At 61.9% G+C, this 21664-nt stretch carries 17 protein-coding genes; 14 read left to right on the forward strand and 3 right to left on the reverse strand.

Translation table 11 applies throughout. The features are described from left to right. Window positions 1-200: 200 nt before the first annotated feature. From WCL58_RS18665 to WCL58_RS18680, 4 genes are all read left to right on the forward strand, one after another. Window positions 201-1451: an SrfA family protein gene (locus tag WCL58_RS18665; RefSeq protein WP_336851472.1), complete on the forward strand. Its 1251-nt coding sequence runs from the start codon at window positions 201-203 to the stop codon at window positions 1449-1451. Beyond that, window positions 1451-4396, forward strand: coding sequence for a virulence factor SrfB (locus WCL58_RS18670; protein WP_060424595.1), 2946 nt, complete (start codon window positions 1451-1453; stop codon window positions 4394-4396). The genes WCL58_RS18665 and WCL58_RS18670 overlap by 1 nt, the downstream gene beginning before the upstream one ends. After that, window positions 4393-6573 (forward strand): virulence factor SrfC family protein, encoded by a 2181-nt coding sequence (locus WCL58_RS18675; RefSeq protein WP_336851473.1) that lies wholly within the window; start codon window positions 4393-4395, stop codon window positions 6571-6573. Before WCL58_RS18670 ends, WCL58_RS18675 begins: the two co-directional genes overlap by 4 nt. Before the next feature lie 94 nt (window positions 6574-6667). Continuing rightward, complete coding sequence (locus tag WCL58_RS18680) at window positions 6668-7081, forward strand: VOC family protein (RefSeq protein ID WP_060424441.1); 414 nt, start codon at window positions 6668-6670, stop codon at window positions 7079-7081. On the opposite strand, the gene WCL58_RS18685 is transcribed toward WCL58_RS18680, so the two are convergent. Then, window positions 7078-7761 (reverse strand): Crp/Fnr family transcriptional regulator, encoded by a 684-nt coding sequence (locus tag WCL58_RS18685; RefSeq protein ID WP_336851474.1) that lies wholly within the window; start codon window positions 7759-7761, stop codon window positions 7078-7080. The genes WCL58_RS18680 and WCL58_RS18685 overlap by 4 nt on opposite strands. 161 nt (window positions 7762-7922) lie before the next feature. Here WCL58_RS18685 and WCL58_RS18690 point away from each other — a divergent pair, with 161 nt between their 5' ends. Next, a complete protein-coding gene (locus WCL58_RS18690) occupies window positions 7923-8864 on the forward strand; it encodes a nucleoside hydrolase (protein WP_336851475.1) in 942 nt (313 codons plus the stop codon). A 9-nt stretch (window positions 8865-8873) separates the two neighbouring features. After that, window positions 8874-9866, forward strand: coding sequence for an adenosine deaminase (gene add / locus WCL58_RS18695; RefSeq protein ID WP_336851476.1), 993 nt, complete (start codon window positions 8874-8876; stop codon window positions 9864-9866). 28 nt (window positions 9867-9894) lie between these two features. On the opposite strand, the gene WCL58_RS18700 is transcribed toward add, so the two are convergent. Continuing rightward, window positions 9895-11094, reverse strand: coding sequence for an NAD(P)/FAD-dependent oxidoreductase (locus tag WCL58_RS18700; RefSeq protein ID WP_159318759.1), 1200 nt, complete (start codon window positions 11092-11094; stop codon window positions 9895-9897). A gap of 300 nt (window positions 11095-11394) precedes the next feature. On the opposite strand from WCL58_RS18700, the gene pitA reads away from it, so the two are divergent. Beyond that, complete coding sequence (gene pitA, locus WCL58_RS18705; protein ID WP_033636373.1) at window positions 11395-12897, forward strand: inorganic phosphate transporter PitA; 1503 nt, start codon at window positions 11395-11397, stop codon at window positions 12895-12897. Between the two features lie 72 nt (window positions 12898-12969). On the opposite strand, the gene uspB is transcribed toward pitA, so the two are convergent. Then, window positions 12970-13305, reverse strand: a complete 336-nt coding sequence (uspB, locus tag WCL58_RS18710) for a universal stress protein UspB (protein WP_336851477.1) — start codon at window positions 13303-13305, stop codon at window positions 12970-12972. Window positions 13306-13726: 421 nt separating this feature from the next. Between uspB and WCL58_RS18715 the strand changes: the two genes are divergently transcribed. The 7 genes from WCL58_RS18715 (at window position 13727) to WCL58_RS18745 (ending at window position 21663) form a co-directional block, all read left to right on the forward strand. Next, entirely contained in the window at window positions 13727-14500 is a 774-nt protein-coding gene (locus WCL58_RS18715; protein WP_084827073.1) for an SDR family oxidoreductase, read from the forward strand. A 103-nt stretch (window positions 14501-14603) separates the two neighbouring features. Then, entirely contained in the window at window positions 14604-15512 is a 909-nt protein-coding gene (locus tag WCL58_RS18720) for a LysR family transcriptional regulator (protein WP_084827072.1), read from the forward strand. 267 nt (window positions 15513-15779) lie between these two features. Further along, window positions 15780-16217, forward strand: a complete 438-nt coding sequence (uspA, locus tag WCL58_RS18725; RefSeq protein WP_004930988.1) for a universal stress protein UspA — start codon at window positions 15780-15782, stop codon at window positions 16215-16217. Between the two features lie 199 nt (window positions 16218-16416). Then, window positions 16417-17760 carry an NADP-specific glutamate dehydrogenase gene (gene gdhA, locus WCL58_RS18730; protein ID WP_033649380.1) on the forward strand — a complete coding sequence of 448 codons (1344 nt, stop codon included), beginning with the start codon at window positions 16417-16419 and terminating at the stop codon, window positions 17758-17760. Window positions 17761-18089: 329 nt separating this feature from the next. After that, window positions 18090-19076 carry an autoinducer 2 ABC transporter substrate-binding protein gene (locus WCL58_RS18735; protein WP_033636379.1) on the forward strand — a complete coding sequence of 329 codons (987 nt, stop codon included), beginning with the start codon at window positions 18090-18092 and terminating at the stop codon, window positions 19074-19076. Between the two features lie 105 nt (window positions 19077-19181). Continuing rightward, complete coding sequence (locus tag WCL58_RS18740; protein ID WP_060441425.1) at window positions 19182-20681, forward strand: sugar ABC transporter ATP-binding protein; 1500 nt, start codon at window positions 19182-19184, stop codon at window positions 20679-20681. Continuing rightward, complete coding sequence (locus tag WCL58_RS18745) at window positions 20674-21663, forward strand: ABC transporter permease (RefSeq protein WP_015379367.1); 990 nt, start codon at window positions 20674-20676, stop codon at window positions 21661-21663. Before WCL58_RS18740 ends, WCL58_RS18745 begins: the two co-directional genes overlap by 8 nt. The last annotated feature ends 1 nt before the right edge of the window (window position 21664 follow it).

Below are 21664 nucleotides of genomic sequence, written 5' to 3' on the forward strand. Positions count from 1 at the left end.
GGGGCCAGGTTCTATTTTTCAGATAAAGCGGTTCACAGACAGGTCCAGATAGCGAAATTTTCACTGTGCCGGTTAGCAAAGCGCGCCGCTAACGCCAAAGAAGGGCGTTTTTCGGGCTGTCCTTGGCCGTTTGGCGGCTCTGCCTGCGGGGTATCATGGACTTTTATGCGTTTTTGCAGAACAGGACAAGGTGCGGTGCCGTGGTGAAACCCTTCTTACGCAGTGGCAGTTTGGATGATGTGCTGGCTTTAGGCGAAAACGGGCAACCGGTCTACGCCTGCGCGCAGCAGCTGCGGGAAACCCTGCGTCTTCGCCGGCAGCAGCAGGCCGCCGACTGTCTGGCGATCCCCCAGCCGAACGAAAGCGGCACCCGCATCGACTGGTATGCACCCTTCCCCGGCAAGGTCACCTCCTGGCTGGCGGCGAGCGACGCCCAGCGCGCACAGGCGGTGCGCCACCTGGAACACTGCCTGACGACCTTCCGCAGCCTGACGGAACAGGCCCAGGCGACCGATCACCCCAGCCATCGCCTGTTCGGCGCGCTGCTGGCCAAAGCGATGCACATGCCCGATCCCAACCACGTTTATCTGGTGGACGACCGGCCGGTGCTGACCTTCTGGGGCTTTATCAAGCCGCAGGCGCAGAGCCCGGACGATCCGTTGGCCTGCCTGCGCCCGATCGAAGCAGAGGTGAAAGTCGAAGTGGAAAAACCGGCGCCGATCGCCGCCGCACCGCGTAAACCGGCCGTTGTCGAACCGGTAAAACCGGCCCCGGCCGCCGAACCCGAACCGGTGCCTGCCCCGGCAGCGCCTATCGAACCCCCTGCCGCCGTTCGCCCGCACCGGCGCTATGCTCTCTGGCTCTTGCCCATACTGTTGCTAGGCAGTGCGGCGCTGGCCGCCTGGCTGCACCGCTCGCCGCCGCCGCAACCGGCGATGCCGGCGGAGGTCCAGCATCCGGCCCCGCAGGAAAAAGCCGCCGCGCCGTTGCCCAAGCTGCGCTTGCCGCTGGCGCACGCGACGCTGTTGCCGCCGCCACCGGCGCCGGTCATCCCTCAGCCGGCGGACAAAAATGCGCTGGTGCTGCCGCCCGAGGCGGTGAAGGCCGGCTCCACCCGTTTCCTTAACGGCAAATGGCGTGCCACGGTGGCGCTGAAAGACCCGATCACCGGCAAACGCCCCGGCCTGCAATACCGTCTGAACGGCGGCAAAGGCAACGCCATCATCGCCTACGGCGACGGCGTCAGCTGCCGGGTGGCGGTCGAAGCCGGGCTGATGCAGTCCGGCAATCTGGTGATCAACAGCCGCACCAAGGCGCGCTGCAGCGACGGCAGCCGCTACCAGATCCCGGAGATCGTTTGCCGCCAGGGCGAAACCGGCGCGGCGGAGTGCACCGGCCGCTACGATGCGGACACCACCTATCCCATGACGTTCAAGCGCGAGAGTAAATGATGCTGGCACCCCTTACGGACTACAAACACGGCATTACGCTGATTCAGGACAGCGGCATTCAGTTTCTGGACTTTGCCCTGACGCCGCTGCTGGACGCCGAGTTTCCCGGCAAATTCGTGCGCAAGACCGCCAGCGGCCCGCTGCTGCGCCTGCAATGGGAGGCCGAGAGCGGCAAATACCAGCTGCCGGCCGTGGGCGACCAGGCCGCCGAAGTGGTGCGGCCGGAGTTCAGCTATCCGCTGCAGCAGTCGCTGCGCCTGCTGGATAAGCTCTGGCTGCCGCTGCCCTTCTTGCGCCACACCCCGGCGGGCCTGTTTTTGTCGGGCCCGGACAACTGGGCGCGCCTGCAGGTGGTGCAGCTGGATGAACCGGATCAGGACGGCAACCTGCTGCGCGTGGTGCTGGCCTTCGACACCCGCGCCGCCGCGCCCGGCCAGGAGACGCTGGCGCCGGGCGAAAGCGATCTCGGCACCGGGCTGAACTTCGCGCTGGCGCACCGCAACCACGAGCTGGGCGAGTTTCTCGATCTGACCTGGGTAGACGGCTGGCTGCGCGAAGCGTTCAGCCAGCGCGCCGCCGAGCGGGAGCAGCGTGCCGAAGTGGAGATCAACGCCGGGCTGAAAACCTTCGAGTATCAGGCGCACTACCTCAATCTGCTGCACATGCTCGGCCATCAGCTGGCGGTACCGCAGATAAAGATGGTGGCGGCGACGTTGCAGCAACCGGCGATCGACGTCGATCTGGTGCTGGACGTCGGCAACTCGCACACCTGCGGCGTGCTGGTCGAAGACCACCCGGAAGAGAGCAACGGCCTGAAGCAAACCTACGAGCTGCAGCTGCGTTCGCTGTCCGAACCGCACCGCGTCTACAACGAACTGTTCGAGAGCCGGGTGGAGTTTTCTCAGGCCAGCTTCGGCAAGCCGCATCTGTCGTTCCAGAGCGGGCGCGACGACGCCTTCCAGTGGCCCTCCATCACCCGCGTCGGCCGCGAAGCCGCGCAGCTGGCGCAGCGGCGAACGGGCCATGAAGGCACTACCGGCATTTCCAGCCCGCGCCGCTACCTGTGGGACGAGGAGCGCTATGCGCCCGGCTGGCGCTTCAACGAGCGGCACGAGCCGATGGCCGCCGCCGCGCCGTTGACCACCCTCATCAACGACGAAGGCGTGCCGCTGTCCGCCCTGCCGACGGCGCAACGGCTGCCAGTGTTCGCCGCCCATTACAGCCGCAGCGCGGTGATGACGCTGATGCTGAGCGAGCTGCTGGCGCAGGCGCTGATGCAGATCAACAGCATCGCCCAGCGCAGCCGCATGCCGAACGCCGCCGCGCCGCGCCGTTTGCGCGCCATCATTCTGACGCTGCCTTCGGCCATGCCGAAGCCGGAGCGCGAGATCTTCCGCCGCCGCATGCAGGAAGCGATCGGGCTGGTGTGGAAGTCCCTCGGCTGGCACCCGCAGGATGCGCCGTTCGACGGCGCGCACGTCCGCTTCCCGGTGCCTCAGGTGCAGATGGAGTGGGACGAGGCCACCTGCGGCCAGATGGTCTATCTGTACAATGAAACCCAGGTGAACTTCGCCGGCCGCACCGACGCCTTTTTCGCCGCCATGGCCCGGCCCGACCGGCCGCTGGCGCCGGGTGAGCAGGCGGGAAAAACGCTGCGCATCGCCTCCATCGACATCGGCGGCGGCACCACGGATCTGGCGATCACGCACTATTCGCTCGATGACGGCGTGGGCAACAACATCAAAATCAACCCGCGCCTGCTGTTCCGCGAGGGCTTTAAAGTCGCCGGCGACGATATCCTGCTGGACGCCATCCAGCAGTTTATCCTGCCCGCCGTGCAGCAGGCGTTCGAAGCCGCCGGCGTGAGCGCCGCCCCGGCGTTGATGGACAGGCTGTTCGGCAACGAAGGGCGCATGGACGGGCTTTCTACCCTGCGTCAGCAGGCGGCGCTGCAGATTTTCATGCCCGCCGGACGCGCGCTGCTCGGCGCCTATGAAGAATACGATCCGCTGGACAGCCGGGCGGAAATCGCCGCCAGCCTGGGCGATCTGCTGCCGCAGCCGCCGACGCCGCAGGTGCTGGCGTTTATCAACGGCGAGGTGCAGCGCGAAGCCGACAGCGACGCCTTCGATATTCTGCACACCCCGCTGGTGATCCGCCTGGCCGATCTGCACGCCGCCTTCTTGTCCGATCGCATCGGCATCGGCCGCTGCCTGCGCCTGCTGGCCGAGGTGGTGGCACTGTATACCTGCGACGTGCTGCTGTTGACCGGCCGCCCGGCGCGTTTCCCCGGCGTGCAGGCGCTGCTGCGCCATCTGCAGCCGTTGCCCGCCAGCCGCATTCTGCCGCTCGAGGGCTACCACACCCGCAGCTGGTACCCGTTCAACAAACGCGGCCGCATCGACAACCCGAAATCCACCGCCGCGGTAGGTGCCATGCTGTGCCTGTTGGCGATCGACCTGCGCCTGGAGAGCTTTTACTTCAACGTCGGCGATTTCCAGCCCTACTCCACCATTCGCCATCTGGGCATGCTGGACGGCAACAACATGCTGGCGGACGATAACGTCTATTACCGCGACATCGATCTGGATCGCGCCGACTTCGTGCTCGACCCCGCCGGCAGCTTCCAGCTGCGCGGCCCGCTGCGCCTGGGCTTCCGCCAACTGGACAACGAACGCTGGCCGGCCTCGCCGCTCTATACGCTGACCATCAATGATGCCCAGCTGGCGCGCAAACTGGCCGGCGATGCGGTGATCACCCTGCGGCTGGCCATTACCGCCAGCGCCGAACAGGGCGCAGAAAGCGTCAAGATCGCGCAGGCGTTGCTGGCCGACGGCAGCCCCGTCCCGGCGCACCACCTGCAACTGAAACTCAATACCCTGGCTGCCAGCGCCTCCGGCGCGACCCACTACTGGATAGACAGCGGGAGCATTTACCCACGATGAAAGCTATCACTACCGCCCAATCGGCCCCGAACCACGCACTCAGCACCGGCATTCTGCAGGCGATCGCCTGGGTGGACGCCGCGCGCCGGCAGTCCACCCGTTTGGAACAGGAGGCGGATCGCCTGACGCTGCGCCTGCGCCGTTGCCATAACCGCGCGCTGCTATTGGCGAATGCGCAACCTGAGCAGGTCGCTATCGGCCTGTACGGCCACAACGCCGCCGCCAAGGCCCACCTGCTGGCGGCGCTGGCCCCCGGCGCAGAAAGGCTGCACGCAGACGCCGCGCTGGCGGTGCGTTACGGCGCCGCCGCGCCGTCGCCGTGCGCCGAGTATCCTCTCGCCCTCGCGCTGCTCGATGAAGCGCAATGGCTGGCCATCACGCTCGATGCCGCCGCGATGGGCGGCTTCCGGCTGGACTGGGACGCCCGCGCGATCGCCGGCCATCTGCAAGCGTTGGCGCGCCACCGCCAAACCGTCGCCCTCGACGGCCTCAGCGACAGCGATGTGCTGACGCTGTGGGATAGCCAACGCCGCCACGGCGACAAGGGGCAACAGACGCTGGACAGGCATTTCTGGCCGCAGGCCGTGGCGCTGGCGCCGCAGTTGAGCATCGACGATCGCGCGCGCCTGTTTGCACCGCTGTGGGGAGAGGAAGCAACGCTGACGGCGCGTTATCGCCAGCTGGCACACACGCTGCATGCCCTCGGTGGCAGCCGACAGGTTCATGCTCCGCACCGCGCCTTGCCGCTGCTGGCCGCGAGCGCCGCAGCGGAAAACGCGACGATCGTCGTGATGGCCGAACACGGCGGGGAACGGGAGATCGCGCTGAGCGATCTGACCTGGCTGACCGCCGAAGTCACCACCGTTCTGCCGCAAACGGCGCAGGCGGACCTGCCCGCCGACGTGGCGCTGATCGACCTGCCCGGCAGCCGCGCTTGCCCGCAGGCGGAACCGACGCAGCGGCTGCAACAGGCGAAACGCGCCCATTTGCTGACCCGCTGCGCAGACGGCCTGCACGCCAACCTGCTGCTGGTAGCCGATGCGGCCGCCACGCCACAGGACGCCGCCCGCATCGGCCAGGCGCTCGCCAACTGGGTCAACCAGACTCAAGGGGAAACCCCGGCGCTGCGCCAGCGCCGCAAACCCGGCCTGATCTGGGCGATCACACCGTTCGATCAACGCGGGGAAGGCAAAACGCGCCCCGACGACGCCGTACAGCGCCAAGTCGGCGAGCCCGGCGACAGCTGGGCCACGCTGCTGGCGCTGGATGAACAGGATTGCCGCCGCATGGTGAGCTACCTGACCGCTCAGGCGCGCCCGGCCCAGAAACAAGCGCGCCTGCTCGAGCAGCGCGAAGAGTTGCAGCGCGAGCTGACGGAAAGCCTGCTCGGCAACTGGCTCACCGCCGCCGATCCACACGCGGCGCAGCAACGCGGCCAGCAGCTGCTGCGAGCGCTGCAGGCACAGGCCGGCCGCCACGGCGAACTGCTGGAACGGCTGTTGCCGCAGCGCGATACGTTGCGCCAGCTTTATCAGCAACAGCAGCACGCCGCGCCGGCCCCGACAGCGACGCCAGCGCCGTTCGGGCTCGATATCGATCTGTTCGGCGCACCGGAAACCCCGGCGCCCGGCGAGCCCCCCGCGTCATCCTTTGCCGCGCGGGTATTCGCGGATTGGATCAACCATCTGCGTAGCCTGCCGGACAGCCGTCGGTTGCTGGAGCTGCTCGGCGTCGAAAAGCCGCACCTGGAACTGCTGGTTGATGCGCTGATCGGCGCCGCCTGCCGCCTGCGGCTCGATGATGAGCTGGAGAACGCGCTGTGCGCCGGGGGCCTGCCGGAACAGAGCGAAGATCGGCAAATCAGCCAGGCGCTGGCGATACTGGGCGACTTTGTCGCCTGGCTCGGTTTCCAGCGGCGCGATGCGGCAACGCGCCCCGAGAGCCGCGTCAATCCCGGCCAGCCGATCTTTACCCCACCGCCGCAGCCGGCGGTGGACTGGAGCCGCCAGCAGCGGTTAACCCGGCTGGCGCCGACGCCGACCAAAAACACCGCGTTTTATATCTATGACTGGCTGATCGGCCTGCAAACCCTGCTGGCGGAGAATGCGGCGACGGAGAGCGCACTCGGCGAGGCGCAGCGCGCGGCGTTGGAAGAGATCGTGGCGACTCTGCGCTAAGCGGCGGCTCTGGCTGCAATAGGGGGAGAAAACAGGATAAATCGGGCGTTGCCGATTATGCTGATGAGTAACGCCGCGATTCTGGGAGAAAATCATGCCCCCTTTCAGCCTGAAGACTATCGACCATGTGGTTCTGCGCGTGCGCGATATGCAGAAAAGCCTGCATTTTTATACCCAGATCGTCGGCTGTGATATCGCCAAACGGCGGCCGGATTTGGGGCTGATGCACCTGCGCGCCGGGGCGGCCATGATTGATCTGGTCGACGTTAACGGCCAGCTTGGAAAAAAAGGCGGCGATGCGCCCGATCCTCACCGGCAAAATGTCGATCACCTCTGCCTGCGCATCGATCCTTTCAACGAAGACGAACTGCTGGCCTATCTGCGATCGCAAGGGATCGCCGTCGATCCCGCTGAAACGCGCTACGGCGCGGAAGGCGACGGGCCGTCGATTTATTTCAGCGATCCGGACGGCAATCGCATCGAGCTTAAGGGGCCGGCGATCGGCTAGATCCTGGCGCTCCCGTGGATGTCGGCCAGCCGTTGGCTATCCACCACCCGTAGCGATTTGTTTTTAAACTGAATAATACCGTCCGCCGCGAGCTGCGCCAGCGCGCGGCTCAGCTGCCTGACGGAGATCCCCAATCTGCCCGCCAGCAACTCCCTGTTTTCGAGCTGAATCTGCACGCCTTCCTGCTTTATTTTAAATAACAAAAATTTGCGCAGCTTATATTCTGCCGTTAAGCCGCCGCTCGCATGCAGCAATGAAGCGTTAAGCAGCTTGTCGCTCAACTGCCGGCACATAAAGGCGAGGAAAACAGGATCGTGCATGGCCCGCTCTTTGATGGCCTCGATAGGCAGCGTGAAGAGCAGCGCGTCCGTCACCGCCTGAACGGTGCTGAACACCGCCCGCTGCGCCTGGGAGAACAGCTCCAGATCGCCTATCACGGAGAAATCCGTTTCGAAGGAAAAGACGATGTGCATGCCGTTCACATCGTAATTCTCAACCTGCAATTTTCCCTGCACGAGAAAAAACAGGTGGGTCAACCGATCGCTTTGCGTCACCAGGTATTCACCGGCCTCGACCCTGACCAGGCGCAGGGCGGCCAGCAGCGGGGGCGAAAGCGCCGTTCGCAGATCGTGAGCTTCGATAAACGCTTCTTTCAGCTTGCTGTCACCGACAGTTTTCACGGCGATTCACTCCCAGGGTTTATCCGTTAACGTCTTGCATCCTATCTTTTCGGCTGCGCCCAGAATAGCCGGCGCGCTTCAGAACGAAACAGGACATCTGACCTTTTTTGCCTCGGGCCGTCTGGGTATTTTCTCCGCAGACCCCACCCAAGGAGAGTGCCATGCGACATATTTTGATAGATACCGATACCGCCTCCGACGATGCCGTCGCCCTGCTGATGGCGTTGCGCGAACCTGGCGTGAAAGTGGAAGCGATCACCACGGTCGCAGGCAACTGCCCGCTTGAACAATGCGTCAAAAATGCGCTTATCTGCGTGGAAAAAGCGGGAACCTATGCCCCTCCGGTATACGCCGGCATGGCGAAACCGCTGTTCCGCACGCGCTATCACTCGCACCACATTCACGGCGAAGACGGCATGGGCGACATGGCCTTGCCCGATCCGCAGCTGACCGCCGACCCCATGCATGCCGTGGACGCCATCATCGACTGCGCCGCACGACGCCCTGGCGAGTTGGAGATCGTCACTCTCGGGCCGCTGACCAATCTCGCGATGGCGGTGCTAAAAGCGCCCGCGCTGGCCGAACAAGTGAAAAGGGTTTATGTCATGGGCGGTTCCGGGCTGACGCCGGGCAATATTACCCCGCTGGCCGAATTTAACTTCTACGCCGACGCCGAGGCCGCCCATCTGGTGCTGAATGCCGGGCTGCCCCTCACCCTCGTCGGTTGGGAGATCGGGATGGGGGAAGCGTTTATTGGCGAGGACGATATTGAACGATTGCATCATCTCGGCGAACTGGGGCGCTTTGCCGTGCGCTGTAATCGCACGCTGATGGCATTCAACGCCGGGCGCACAGAGCGTAAAGGCTTTGATTTGCCCGATCCGACCACCATGGCGGTGGCGCTCTACCCGGACATCGTCGAGACCAGTCTGGAGGCGTATTCCTGGGTTGAATATAAAAGTGAACGGTCTTACGGCCATTACGTCATTGATTCCACCCACCTGACCGGCAAACCGGCCAATGCGCGCGTGATTACCCGCATTAAACCCGGCCTGTTTAAAGAAAAACTGTTTTCGTTGTTATCTCAGTCGTTAATGAAATAAGTGGCCCGTATGAAATTCGATCCAAGAAAATTGAAGAAAGTGGAATTACACGTCCATTTGGATACCTGTTTAAGCTACCACTATGTCAAAAAGATCGACCCGCAAATAACCAGAGCGGCCTTTAATCGGCAATTTATCGCGCCGAAACGATGCGCCGATCTCGGAGACTTTTTAAACAAGATCGCACCGCAAATAGACCTCCTGCAGACGCGCCAGGCGATAGCGCTGGCCGTCGATGACTTGTTCGCGCAGCTGGCGGCGGATAACGTCATTTATGCGGAAGTGCGCTTTGCCCCGCTGCTGCATACCCGGATGGGGTTAAGCGGTGAAGCGGTGGTCGAGACGGTGCTCGCCGCGATGCGTGACGCCGCGCAAACTTACGGCGTCGCCGCCGGGCTGATCCTGTGCACGCTACGGCATTTCGATGCGGCCGCCAGCCTGCAAACCGCCGGGCTCGTGGTTAACTTTCTGGGCCGCGGCGTGGTCGCGCTGGATTTGGCCGCCGACGAAGCGCGTTACCCGCTGGCCAATCACGTAGCGGCCTTTCGGGCGGTGCGCGAAGCCGGCGGCAACGTCATCGCCCACGCCGGTGAGGCGAAGGGCGCCGACAGCGTACGGGAAACGCTGGATAGGCTGCAGGTGTCGCGCATCGGCCACGGCGTCAGGAGCATCGAGGATGCTGCGCTTATCGAGCGCCTGGTAGCCACCGGTGTCCTGCTCGAGATCTGCCCCAGCTGCAATCTCGTCTGCAATCTGTTCGACAGCATCGACAGTCACCCGATAGACCGGCTGAAAAGGATGGGAGTGCGGCTGAACGTGAATACCGATGCGCGCACCGTCGCCGATACCACGCTGAACAAAGAGTACCAGCTGTTGCATGACGCCTTCGGCTGGCAGGATGACGATTTTAACCGCAGCAACCGACAGGCGTTGGAAGCGAGTTTTCTCGACGGCGATACTAAAATTAAATTAATGAATCAGCTCAAGGCCGGGCCAATGTGACCCGGTACGTTTCAAGGCTGAGCGGGTTTTAACGCTCCTGCGCCGCCAACGCCTGGGCGCACGCCCAGGCAGAGCTCCAGGCCCACTGGAAGTTGTAGCCGCCCAACCACCCGGTCACGTCCACCACTTCGCCGATAAAATAGAGCCCCGGCGCCTTGTGGGCTTCCATCGTCTTGGAGGAAAGTTCGTTGGTGTCGACGCCGCCGAGCGTCACTTCCGCCGTGCGATAGCCTTCGGTGCCGTTCGGCTGCACGCGCCAGTTCTGCAACAGATCCACCAGCGCCGCCTGCTGCGGCGCATTCAGCTGCTTCAGCGTGGCCTCCGGCAGTTGTCCCAACGTTTGCAAGCATTCCACCAGCCGCTTCGGCAAGTGCAACGCCAGGGTGTTTTTCAGGCTTTGGTTCGGGTGCTGGCGGCGCTGGTCATCCAGGAAGGCCGCCAGATCCAGCTCAGGAAGTAAGTTAACGCTCACATACTCACCCGGTTGCCAGTAGCTGGACAGCTGCAGCACCGCCGGGCCGGACAGGCCGCGATGGGTGAACAGGATGCTTTCACGGAAGCTGACGCCGTTCTCGGCGGTGATCACTGCCGGCACCGAGACGCCGGACAGCGTCTGCACATGCTCCAGCAGCGGCTTATGCAGGGTAAAAGGCACCAGCCCGGCGCGCGTCGGCAGCACCTTGAGGCCGAACTGCTCCGCCAGCTTGTAACCGAACGGCGAAGCGCCCAGCCCCGGCATGGACAAACCGCCGCTGGCCACCACAAGTGAGCGAGCACTTACTTTTTCACCATTCAGCGCCAGCGTGTAGCCATGTTCGGTTTTCTCCACGCCCAGCACTTCGCTGCGCAGGCGCATCGTCACCTGGCCCAGCTCGCACTCTTTGACCAACAGATCCACCACCTGCTGCGCCGAGTCGTCGCAGAACAGCTGCCCCAGCGTTTTTTCATGGTAGGCGATGCCGTAGCGGTTGATCAGATCGATGAAGTCCCACTGGGTGTAGCGCGCCAACGCCGACTTGCAGAAGTGCGGGTTGTTCGACAGATAGGCCGCCGGCTCGGCGTACATATTGGTGAAGTTGCAGCGCCCGCCGCCGGACATCAGGATCTTGCGGCCCGGTTTTTTGCCGTTGTCGAGCAGCAACACGCGGCAACCGAGTTGCCCCGCCTGCGCGGCGCAAAACATGCCGGCGGCGCCCGCCCCAATCACTACGACATCAAACTGTTCCACCTGAGCCTCACTTATCAAAACCACAATCGCGACAAAAGAGCGCCATATTACGCCGTTTCGCCGCCGGTCACCGCCAAATTCACGGCGGCAGATTGTAAAGCCCCGGCGCCGCCAACGCCATAGTAAGAAAATATTACAGAGGTCAGAGGAGAATAACGCGTTGATATTCCATATTTTTGTTATAGACACGCCCTCATTTCGTCATGTCCAAATCAAAAAAACGTCATATTTTCCTTTTCCCCGGCCCCGGTTGTCACTGATAATGCGCGGCGTTCATGTCCACAAACTGGCGTAACGCTTATGCTGCATTTGTTCGCTGGCCTGGATTTCCATACCGGCCTGATGTTAATTCTCGCATTGTTGTTCGTGTTGTTTTATGAAGCCATCAACGGTTTTCATGATACGGCCAATGCGGTCGCTACAGTTATTTATACCCGCGCCATGCGCTCGCAACTTGCGGTCGTGATGGCAGGTTTGTTCAACTTTCTTGGCGTAATGCTCGGCGGTTTGAGTGTTGCTTACGCCATCGTCCATTTGCTGCCTACCGATCTGTTGTTGAACGTCAGTTCAGCACACGGATTAGCCATGGTCTTCTCCATGCTGTTGGCGGCAATCATCTGGAACCTCGGCACCTGGTATTTCGGTCTGCCGGCCTCCAGTTCCCATACGCTGATAGGCGCAATCATCGGTGTCGGTTTAACCAACGCCCTGATGACCCACACTTCGGTGGTGGATGCGCTTAACGTCCCGAAAATGATTGGTATTTTCCTTTCTCTGCTGTTCTCGCCGCTGGTCGGCATGATGGTGGCGGGAGTGATGGTGTTCGCCTTGCGCCGCTATTGGAGTGGCACCAAGAAACGCCAGCGTATCCACATGACCCCTGCGGAACGTGAAAAGGTCGACGGCAAACGCAAGCCGCCGTTCTGGACCCGTATCGCGCTGATCCTGTCGGCGATTGGCGTCAGCTTCTCGCACGGCGCCAACGACGGCCAGAAAGGCATCGGCCTTATCATGCTGGTGCTGATCGGCGTTGCGCCGGCCGGCTTCGTGGTCAATATGAATGCAACCGGCTATGACATCACCCGTACGCGTGATGCCGTGACCCACCTGCAGCAATATTACCAGCAGCACGGCGACGCGCTGTCGCATGCGGTGTCGCTGACGCCGCTGGTGCCAAGCCCGGATGATGAAGCTGCGCCGAACAAGCCGGCCGAGTTCCACTGCGACAGTTCGCGCGCCATGCCGGCGATCGAGCTGGCTCAGGGCATGCTGACCAACCTGCAAAGCTACGATCAGCTGACGGTTGAGCAGCGCAGCCACCTGCGCCGCCTGCTGATGTGCGTGACCGACACGGCGGATAAAGTCGCCAAGCTGCCGGAAACCTCATCCGCCGACCAGCGCTTCCTGAAGAACCTGCGTCAGGATCTGCTGCAGACCGTCGAGTACGCGCCGATGTGGATCATCGTCGCCGTCGCGCTGGCACTGTCGCTCGGCACCATGGTGGGCTGGAAACGCGTGGCCACCACCATCGGCGAGAAGATCGGCAAGAAAGGCATGACCTACGCCCAGGGCGTGTCGGCCCAGATGACCGCAGCGCTGTCGATCGGCGTGGCGAGTTATACCGGCATGCCGGTCTCCACCACCCACGTCCTCTCTTCGGCGGTTGCCGGGACGATGATCGTGGACGGCGGCGGCGTGCAGAGCAAAACCGTGAAGAACATCCTGTTGGCCTGGGTACTGACCCTGCCAATCTCGATTCTGCTTTCCGGTGCGCTGTATTGGGTCGCGTTGAAGCTGATCTAAGCGATAAGCATCATGAGAAAGGCGGCCGAAAGGCCGCCTTTTTTTGCCTGCATCAAGGGAAACAGGAAGGCATTAATACCAAATCATCAGCGCTATCAGGCTGATGATCACCAGACCGCACAGGGCCGAGGTCAGCATAAACTGCCCGCGCACCCGCTCGCAGCGGCGAATAAACTCCGGATCGTGGTGCTCGACATAGCGTTGCGCAAAGATATAGCGCACCAGCCTCAGCTGCTTGCTGGGTTGCCCGTGGGCGGTGAAGAAACCGCCGCCGTCAACGTATTGGTACAGCAGCGGGTCACAGCCGCGCAATACCACCAGCAGCGCGCGCAGAGAAGAGTAATACCGCACCATGTTTACCACACACACCACACATAAGGCCCAAAACAGCGCGACGGTACTGATCATGATTGCCCCCTCAAGGCGTTGTTATCCGCGGCCATCCGCCGGGTCCAACCGCCCTACCTCATTACCCGATACTCTGCTGGAGCTTACCGCTCTCATCCCCTTTTTTGCCTGCACGGGCCACGCCCATAACCCACCGCCTCCGGAGACGTTACCGCACCGCACAGAGAGATTTGCACAGCGTGGTTCCACTCAGAGGGGAAATGATGAGGCCCATATCCATCATTGTAGGTTAATGAAACGCAAACTGGCCTGATCAGTGGATAAAATTTACCGCCCCGCGCCGAAACGCCCTTCGCCGGGGCGGGCTAACGGCTGTGATTGGTCGGTTTTTCTGGATAGTCTATCCCGCCCCACGCCGCTGATCTTTCCCCCCACGCTGGCTAGACTCAGGTTTCCGTTACGTTCATCCAAGGAAACTGTTATGGCAAACCATTCAATCAAGGGAAAAACCGTCCTCATCGCCGGCGGCGCCAAAAACCTCGGCGGGCTGATCGCACGCGATTTGGCTGAACAAGGCGCCAAAGCGGTGGTGATCCACTACAACAGCGCCGCTTCCCAAGCCGAAGCGGAAAAAACCGTCGCCGCCATTCAGGCCGCCGGGGCGCAAGGCGTCGCGCTGCAGGCCGATCTCACCACCGCGAGCGCGGTCGAAAAGCTGTTCGCCGATGCGGTCGCCGCCGTCGGCAAGCCGGATATCGCCATCAATACCGTCGGCAAAGTGCTGAAAAAGCCGATGGTCGACATCAGCGAAGCCGAGTACGACGAGATGACGGCGGTCAACGCCAAAACCGCGTTCTTCTTCCTGAAAGAGGCGGGCAAACACCTCAACGATAACGGTAAAATCTGCACGCTGGTCACCTCGCTGCTCGGCGCCTTCACGCCGTTTTACGCCGCTTACGCCGGCACCAAAGCGCCGGTGGAACACTTCACCCGCGCCGCCGCCAAGGAGTTTGGCGAACGCGGTATCTCCGTGACGGCGGTCGGCCCCGGCCCGATGGACACCCCGTTCTTCTACCCGGCGGAGGGTGCGGACGCCGTGGCCTACCACAAGACGGCGGCGGCGCTGTCGCCGTTCAGCAAAACCGGCCTGACCGATATCGAAGACGTGGTGCCGTTCATCCGCCACCTGGTCAGCGACGGCTGGTGGGTAACCGGCCAAACCATCCTGATCAACGGCGGCTACACCACCAAATAAGTTCGACGGGGGCACAGATGCCCCCGCACCTGCTCGCGCGCAACCGCGCCATGCGGCTACACTCTCTGTCAGAAACGGCGCCAAGGAACAGCAGGTCAACGAGATGGACAGATTCAATCAATACCGCGTATTCGTACAGGTGGCGGAAATGGGCAGCTTTATCCGGGCGGCCCATGCGCTGGAGGTGCCGCGCGCCTCGGTGTCCGCCGCCGTGCAACAGCTGGAAACGCAGCTGGGCGTGCGCCTGCTGCACCGCACCACGCGGCAGGTGCGGCTGACCGCCGACGGCGAACAGCTGCTCGAGCGGCTGCGCCCGCTGCTGGCCGAGGTGGAAGACATCGATCAGTCGTTTCAGGCCAGCCAGCGCCAGGCCTCCGGCCGGCTCAGCGTCGACGTGCCGAGCCGCATCGCCCGCCGGCTGATCGCGCCAGCGCTGCCCGGCCTGCTGCGGCGCCACCCTCATCTGCAGCTGGTGCTCGGCTCCGCCGATCGCGCCATCGATCTGGTGCAGGAAGGGGTCGACTGCGCGGTGCGCGTCGGCGATCTGCACGACAGCAGCCTGGTGATGCGCCCGCTCGGCCATATCGCGCTGATCAACTGCGCCAGCCCCGCTTACCTGGGCGAATTCGGCCATCCGCGCCAGCCCGGCGATCTCGTCGAGGGACACTGGAGCATCGGCTACGCCTCGCCCAAAACCGGCCGCGAATCCCCCTGGGAATACCAGGCCGACGACGGCCATACGCAACGGCTCGAACTGCCCAGCCGGGTGGTGGTCAACAACGCCGAAAGCTATATCGCCTGCTGCCGCGCCGGGCTGGGGCTGATGCAGATCCCGCGCTACGACGTGCAACACCTGCTCGACGCCGGTGAACTGGTTGAAGTCCTGCCCGGTTACCGCGCCGCCTCCATGCCGATCGCCCTGATCTACCCCCACCGCCGCCAGCGATCGCGCCGCCTGGCGGTGTTTCATGAGTGGTTTGAAAGCCTACTGCAGCCACATCTGGAGCGCTGATTGCACATTTAGCGCTATACTTTGTTTAATAACGCTTATAATTCAAGCGGTCAGACCGTCAGCATCCGCATAATTCATAGGCTTTTACGCCGCGCGGGTGTACAACGAAAGGTATCGGGCGGAGAGATTTTCGATGCGGCGCAGTGTGATCGCCCCAACATATCATTGCGTTATCCGAATGATACTATGGAACCAAAAGCGCCAGGCGGGTAAACGGAACGCCTGCTAACCCTTTTTAATCGGCATGTTTATGGAAGGAGTATTCTTATGGCTTACAAACACATACTGATCGCGGTGGACCTATCCCCGGAAAGCAAAATCCTGGTAGAAAAAGCCGTCTCGATGGCGCGGCCGTACAACGCTAAAGTTTCTCTGATCCACGTCGATGTCAACTATTCCGACCTCTATACCGGCCTTATCGACGTCAATCTCGGCGACATGCAAAAACGCATCTCCGAGGAAACCCATCAGGCGCTGACCGAGCTGTCGCAGAACGCCGGCTACCCGATCACCGAGACCCTGAGCGGCAGCGGCGATCTGGCGCAGGTATTGGTCGATGCCATCAAGAAATACGACATGGACCTGGTGTTGTGCGGCCACCACCAGGACTTCTGGAGCAAGCTGATGTCTTCCGCACGCCAGCTGATCAATACCGTGCACATCGATATGCTGATCGTGCCGCTGCGCGATGAAGAAGACGAATAAAGTAAGCACTTGCTAACTTAACTGCCCAACGCCCGCGCCCTGCGGGCGTTTTTCATGCCGCCACGCCGATTAATCGCTTGATAATCAACCGCCCTCCGATGATATAGTCGCTAAAGACACAACATCCTCCCCCGGGCATCGCCTATACCCATATCTATAAGAAATAGCGGGGGAAATTTAATGCGAAAAGGAGTTATCCATGGAATATGCCGTATCGGTAGAGTCTTTCCTGTCCTCGTTACAACGCCATAACCCCCACCAGCCGGAATATTTGCAGGCGGTGCGCGAAGTATTCACCTCGCTGTGGCCGTTTATCGAACGTAATCCGCGCTATCGCGAACAGGCGCTGTTGGAGCGCCTGGTGGAGCCCGAGCGCGTCATTCAGTTCCGCGTCAGCTGGGTGGACGATCGCGGCCAGGTGCAGGTCAACCGCGCCTTCCGCGTACAGTTCAACTCGGCTATCGGTCCCTACAAGGGTGGCATGCGCTTCCACCCGTCGGTGAACCTGTCGATCCTGAAGTTCCTCGGTTTTGAGCAGACCTTCAAGAACGCGTTGACCACCCTGCCGATGGGCGGCGGCAAAGGCGGCTCCGATTTCGATCCGAAGGGCAAAAGCCAGGGCGAGATCATGCGCTTCTGCCAGGCGTTGATGACCGAGCTATATCGCCATCTGGGCCCGGACACCGACGTGCCGGCCGGCGATATCGGCGTCGGCGGCCGCGAAGTCGGCTTTATGGCCGGCATGATGAAAAAACTGTCCAACAATACCGCCTGCGTATTTACCGGCAAGGGCCTCTCCTTCGGCGGCAGCCTGATCCGCCCCGAGGCGACCGGCTATGGCCTGGTGTACTTCACCGACGCCATGCTGCAGCGCCACGGCCTGGGCTTTGAGGGCATGCGGGTGGCGGTATCCGGCTCCGGCAACGTGGCGCAGTACACCATCGAGAAAGCGCTGGAACTGGATGCGCGCGTGATCACCGTGTCGGATTCCGGCGGCACCCTGGTGGACGAAGACGGCTTCACCACCGAGAAGCTGGCGCACCTGGCGGAGATCAAAAACCAGCGTTATGGCCGGGTGGCGGACTATGCCCGCGAACGCGGCCTGACCTATCTGGCCGGCCAGCAGCCGTGGAACGTGCCGGTGGATATCGCCCTGCCGTGCGCCACCCAGAACGAACTGGATCTCGAGGCGGCGCAAACGCTGATCCGCAACGGAGTGAAGGCGGTCGCGGAAGGTGCCAACATGCCGACCACCATCCAGGCCACCGACGCCTTCCTCGACGCCGGCGTGCTGTTCGCGCCTGGCAAGGCGGCCAACGCCGGCGGCGTCGCCACCTCGGGACTGGAGATGGCGCAAAACGCCGCGCGCATCGGCTGGCGGGCAGAGAAAGTGGATGTACGTTTACAACATATCATGGCCGATATTCACCACGCCTGCGTGGAATACGGCGGCGAAGGCAAGCAAACCCACTACGTGCACGGCGCGAATATCGCCGGTTTCGTCAAGGTCGCGGACGCCATGCTGGCGCAGGGCGTGCTGTAATCCGCCTTAAAGGTGATCTTGTTCACACATCGATTAAATGCTTCAATGCCGGCCTCTGCGCCGGCATTTTTTTATGCTTTCACGCCATCCAGATGATATCAATACGTTAAATAAAAGTTAATAAAAGGTTATTTATTGCTTCATGATCGGTAGTAAATTTACCACCGCCAAATAATTAAACATTTATTTAACATTAAATACGCCATTATTTTACTTAAATGTGCGCAGATCACATTTCATTAACTTCAGCTACGCCCCCTCTTCCATTCCTTTGTAATCTGCAGCGGTGGAAAAACCGCCACCCCTACAGATAAAAAAAGGTACAGCTAATGAAATTTAACCTCGCATTATTAAATGCATGTGTGGTTTCTGCGTGCATGTTATCAACAACACCTGTGTTCGCCGCTGATAAGTATGAGATTGCCGTGGTCGCTAAAGTGACCGGCATTCCGTGGTTCAACCGCATGGAAGTGGGCGTCAACGAAGCGGCGAAAAAACTCGACGTCAACGCCTACCAGACCGGCCCTTCTACGCCGGATCCGGCTGCGCAGGTCAAGGTGATTGAGGATCTGATCGCCAAGAACGTCAACGCCATCATCGTGGTGCCGAACGACGCCAAGGTGCTGGAGCCGGTGCTGAAAAAAGCGCGCGACAAAGGCATCGTGGTGCTGACCCATGAATCCCCGGACCAGCAGATCGGCCAGTGGGACATCGAGACCATCGACAGCGAGAAATACGCGCAGGCCAACGTCGATGAGCTGGCGAAAGACATGGGCGGCAAAGGCGGCTATGCGATCTACGTCGGCTCGCTGACCGTGCCGCTGCACAACGCCTGGGCCGACTCCGCCATCAAATACCAGAAAGAAAAATACCCGGACATGTTTGAAGTCACCTCGCGCCTGCCGGTGGCGGAAAGCATCGACAAATCCTACGCCACCACGCTGGATCTGATGAAAACCTATCCGCAGATGAAGGGCATCATCGGCTTCGGCTCGCTCGGCCCGATCGGCGCCGGCCAGGCGGTGGCCAAGAAACGCGCCAAGGACAAAATCGCGGTGGTGGGCATCGCCATGCCGGCGCAGGCCGCCCCTTACCTGATGCGCGGCGACATCAAGAAAGCGCTGCTGTGGGATCCGAAAGACGCCGGTTATGCGCTGGTGACGGTGGCCGACCAGCTGCTGCAGGGCAAGGAAGTGAATAAGGACCTGTCGATCGAGGGCCTTGGCAAGGCTGACGTCGATATGGAACACAAAGTGATTCGGTTTAATAAGATTTTGGAAGTGACCAAAGACAACGCCCAATCGCTTGGATTCTGATTTTTCGCGTAATTTCGCCACACCGGGAAAGTAGTTAAACCCTCGTAGGGGCGCAGCATTGCTGCGCCCAGGGCTTCGGCCGCTACGCAAGCACAGGTTAACGTTATGACAGCCTCCCCCGCATTTATCACCCTGGAGAATATCAGCAAGCGATTCCCAGGCGTGCTGGCATTAGACCAGATCAACCTGACGCTGAATAAAGGCGAAGTGCACTGCCTGGCCGGGCAAAACGGCTGCGGCAAAAGCACCATCATTAAAATCATCTCCGGCGTTTATCAGCCGGAAAAAGGCGCCAACATTTCGCTGGAAGGCAAACTCTTCCACGCCCTGACGCCGCAGCTGTCCGGTTATTACGGCATACAGGTGATCTACCAGGACCTGTCGCTGTTCCCCAACCTGACGGTGGCGGAGAACATCGCCATTCACCGTTACCTGCCCGGCGGCCGCTTCTGGGTGCGCAAGCGGGTGATGCGCCAGACGGCGCTCGACGCCATGGCGCGGGTCGGCATACGCATCGACCCCGATAAAAAGGTGGAAAAACTGTCGATCGCCGATCGGCAACTGGTGGCGATTTGCCGCGCCATCGCCGCCGAGGCGCGGTTGGTTATCATGGACGAACCAACCGCCTCGCTGACCCGCCAGGAGGTCGACGGCCTGCTGCGGGTGGTCAACGAGCTGAAGGCGGCCGGCATCTGCGTGGTATTCGTCAGCCACAGATTGGATGAAGTAATGGAAGTCGCCGATCGTATCAGCGTGATGCGCGACGGCAAGCTGGTGGGCACCTGGCCGGCCAGCGAACTGGACAGCCATGAACTGGCGTTCCTGATGACCGGCCAACGCTTCCACTACAGCCCGCTGCCGCCGCTGCCGCCGGCCGAACAGGCACCGCTGCTCGAGGTGCGCAACCTCAGCCGCGGCGAGAAATACCGCAACGTCAATCTGGCGCTACGCGGCGGCGAGATCGTCTCGATCGTCGGCCTGCTCGGCGCCGGCCGCACCGAACTGTGCCTCAGCCTGTTCGGCATGACGCGGCCGGACAGCGGCGAGATCCGCATCGAGGGCCAGGCGGTGCAGCTGCACAACAACCGCGAAGCGGTGCGCCACGGCATCGGCTATGTGTCGGAGGATCGCCTGACGCAGGGGTTGATCATGGAACAATCCATCTACGACAACACCATCGTCACCGTCTTCGATCGGCTGCATACCTCGCTCGGGCTGTTGGATCACGCCAAGGCGACCGAGCTGGTCAACCGGCTGATCCGCGATCTGAACATCAAGGTGTCCGACAGCGCGTTGCCGGTGAAAACCCTGTCCGGCGGCAACGCCCAGCGCATCGCCATCGCCAAATGGGTGGCGACCCAGCCGAAGATCCTGATCCTCGACTCGCCCACCGTCGGCGTGGACATCGCCAACAAAGAGGGGATCTACCAGATCGCCCGCGATCTGGCGCAGCTGGGCATGGCGGTGCTGATGATCTGCGACGAGATCCCGGAAGCCTATTACAACAGCCATCGGGTGATGGTGATGCGCAAGGGCGAACTGATCGCCGAATTCGCGCCGCACCAGAGTACCGAGCAACAGATCGCCGAGGTGGTGAATGGATAAGTCATTATTGGCCCGCCTGGCCGGGCGGCACGAGTTTTATCTCGGCCTGTTGGTGCTGCTGCTGGCGATCGGCCTGAGCGCCGGCACCGACGAATTCCTGACGCTCGGCAACCTGACCGACGTCGCCACCAGCTACGCCATTCTCGGCATCCTGGCCTGCGGGCTGTTCGTGGTGCTGATCGCCGGCGGCATCGACATTTCGTTCCCGGCGGTCACCGCCATCGCCCAGTATGTGATGGCCAGCTGGGTGATCCAGCACGGCGGCAGCTTTCCGCTGGCGTTCGCCCTGGCGATTGGCGTCGGCCTGCTGCTCGGGCTGGTGAACGGTTTCCTGGTGTACTGGCTGAAAGTGCCGGCGATCATCATCACCATCGCCACCCTTAACCTGTTCTACGGCCTGCTGGTGTACGCCACTAACGGCACCTGGCTGTACGGCTTCCCGGACTGGTTCATGAACGGCATCAACTGGTTCTCGTTCCAGGGCGCCGACGGCTACGACTACGGCCTGACGCTGCCGCTGCTGTGCCTGCTGGCGACCATCGTCGTCACCGGCGTGCTGATGAACCGCACCCGGCTGGGGCGCCAGATCTACGCCATGGGCGGCAACCGCGACGCGGCGTCGCGCCTGGGGTTGAACCTGCTACGGCTGCATTTTTGCGTCTACGGCTACATGGGCATTCTGGCCGGCGTCGCGGCGGTAGTGCAGGCGCAGATCACCCAGTCGGTGGCCCCCAACTCGCTGCTCGGCTTCGAGCTGACGGTATTGGCGGCGGTGGTGCTGGGCGGCACCAGCATGAGCGGCGGCCGCGGCTCGTTGACCGGCACCCTGCTCGGCGTGGTGCTGCTGGCCTTCCTGCAAAACGGGCTGACGCTGCTCAGCGTCTCGGCCTATTGGCACCAGGTGTTCAGCGGCGCGATCATTTTGATCAGCATCAGCACCACCGCCTGGAACGAAAAACGCAAGCTGCTCAAGGAGATCTGAC

This window comes from Serratia sp. TMDUHS_CL (assembly GCF_037137105.1).
Lineage (GTDB): Bacteria > Pseudomonadota > Gammaproteobacteria > Enterobacterales > Enterobacteriaceae > Serratia > Serratia nevei.

What these genes read in the sequence shown, in the direction of transcription:
- WCL58_RS18670 (WP_060424595.1), top strand. Translation starts at nt 1,451, where the DNA reads ATGCTGGCACCCCTTACGGACTACAAACACGGCATTACGCTGATTCAG.
- WCL58_RS18675 (WP_336851473.1), top strand. Translation starts at nt 4,393, where the DNA reads ATGAAAGCTATCACTACCGCCCAATCGGCCCCGAACCACGCACTCAGC.
- WCL58_RS18680 (WP_060424441.1), top strand. Translation starts at nt 6,668, where the DNA reads ATGCCCCCTTTCAGCCTGAAGACTATCGACCATGTGGTTCTGCGCGTG.
- WCL58_RS18690 (WP_336851475.1), top strand. Translation starts at nt 7,923, where the DNA reads ATGCGACATATTTTGATAGATACCGATACCGCCTCCGACGATGCCGTC.
- add (WP_336851476.1), top strand. Translation starts at nt 8,874, where the DNA reads ATGAAATTCGATCCAAGAAAATTGAAGAAAGTGGAATTACACGTCCAT.
- pitA (WP_033636373.1), top strand. Translation starts at nt 11,395, where the DNA reads ATGCTGCATTTGTTCGCTGGCCTGGATTTCCATACCGGCCTGATGTTA.
- uspB (WP_336851477.1), bottom strand. Translation starts at nt 13,305, where the DNA reads ATGATCAGTACCGTCGCGCTGTTTTGGGCCTTATGTGTGGTGTGTGTG.
- WCL58_RS18715 (WP_084827073.1), top strand. Translation starts at nt 13,727, where the DNA reads ATGGCAAACCATTCAATCAAGGGAAAAACCGTCCTCATCGCCGGCGGC.
- WCL58_RS18720 (WP_084827072.1), top strand. Translation starts at nt 14,604, where the DNA reads ATGGACAGATTCAATCAATACCGCGTATTCGTACAGGTGGCGGAAATG.
- uspA (WP_004930988.1), top strand. Translation starts at nt 15,780, where the DNA reads ATGGCTTACAAACACATACTGATCGCGGTGGACCTATCCCCGGAAAGC.
- gdhA (WP_033649380.1), top strand. Translation starts at nt 16,417, where the DNA reads ATGGAATATGCCGTATCGGTAGAGTCTTTCCTGTCCTCGTTACAACGC.
- WCL58_RS18735 (WP_033636379.1), top strand. Translation starts at nt 18,090, where the DNA reads ATGAAATTTAACCTCGCATTATTAAATGCATGTGTGGTTTCTGCGTGC.
- WCL58_RS18740 (WP_060441425.1), top strand. Translation starts at nt 19,182, where the DNA reads ATGACAGCCTCCCCCGCATTTATCACCCTGGAGAATATCAGCAAGCGA.
- WCL58_RS18745 (WP_015379367.1), top strand. Translation starts at nt 20,674, where the DNA reads ATGGATAAGTCATTATTGGCCCGCCTGGCCGGGCGGCACGAGTTTTAT.